This is a genomic window from Pseudoxanthomonas kalamensis DSM 18571 (assembly GCF_010211745.1).
Taxonomy (GTDB): Bacteria; Pseudomonadota; Gammaproteobacteria; order Xanthomonadales; family Xanthomonadaceae; genus Pseudoxanthomonas_A; species Pseudoxanthomonas_A kalamensis.
The window spans coordinates 1-797 of the sequence record NZ_PDWQ01000035.1 but is presented as its reverse complement, the minus strand read 5'-3'; the positions used below and the strand labels follow the sequence as shown (position 1 = coordinate 797).

Annotated in this window: 2 protein-coding genes; both read left to right on the top strand. The window is 49.7% G+C overall.

Annotated features, from left to right (window positions below; translation table 11 throughout):
• Positions 1-104: 104 nt before the first annotated feature.
• Positions 105-719: a recombination protein NinG gene (locus tag CSC70_RS13815; RefSeq protein ID WP_015979261.1), complete on the top strand. Its 615-nt coding sequence runs from the start codon at positions 105-107 to the stop codon at positions 717-719.
• The coding region (locus CSC70_RS14865; protein WP_425501599.1) for a hypothetical protein at positions 716-797 on the top strand (82 nt) is incomplete at its 3' end. The genes CSC70_RS13815 and CSC70_RS14865, both read left to right, overlap by 4 nt.

The following is a 797-nucleotide window of genomic DNA, read 5'->3' as shown; positions in this document are numbered from 1 at the left end:
CGCTAACTGCGGTCAGAAGCTGCCTGTGCTGTAAGCTCACGGGTGTGAGCACTGCTGCGCAGAACTGATGAGCGATCCGAATAGCTCGATGCACGAGGAAGAAGATGATGGCTAAACCAGCGCGAAGACGATGTAAAAACGATGAATGCCGGGAATGGTTTCACCCTGCATTCGCTAATCAGTGGTGGTGCTCTCCAGAGTGTGGAACCAAGATAGCACTCGAACGACGAAGTAAAGAACGCGAAAAAGCGGAAAAAGCAGCAGAGAAGAAACGACGACGAGAGGAGCAGAAACAGAAAGATAAACTTAAGATTCGAAAACTCGCCTTAAAGCCCCGCAGTTACTGGATTAAACAAGCCCAACAAGCCGTAAACGCCTTCATCAGAGAAAGAGACCGCGACTTACCATGTATCTCGTGCGGAACGCTCACGTCTGCTCAGTGGGATGCCGGACATTACCGGACAACTGCTGCGGCACCTCAACTCCGATTTAATGAACGCAATATTCACAAGCAATGCGTGGTGTGCAACCAGCACAAAAGCGGAAATCTCGTTCCGTATCGCGTCGAACTGATTAGCCGCATCGGGCAGGAAGCAGTAGACGAAATCGAATCAAACCATAACCGCCATCGCTGGACTATCGAAGAGTGCAAGGCGATCAAGGCAGAGTACCAACAGAAACTCAAAGACCTGCGAAATAGCAGAAGTGAGGCCGCATGACGTTCTCAGTAAAAACCATTCCAGACATGCTCGTTGAAACATACGGAAATCAGACAGAAGTAGCACGCAGACTGAAAT

What these genes read in the sequence shown, in the direction of transcription:
- CSC70_RS13815 (WP_015979261.1), top strand. Translation starts at nt 105, where the DNA reads ATGATGGCTAAACCAGCGCGAAGACGATGTAAAAACGATGAATGCCGG.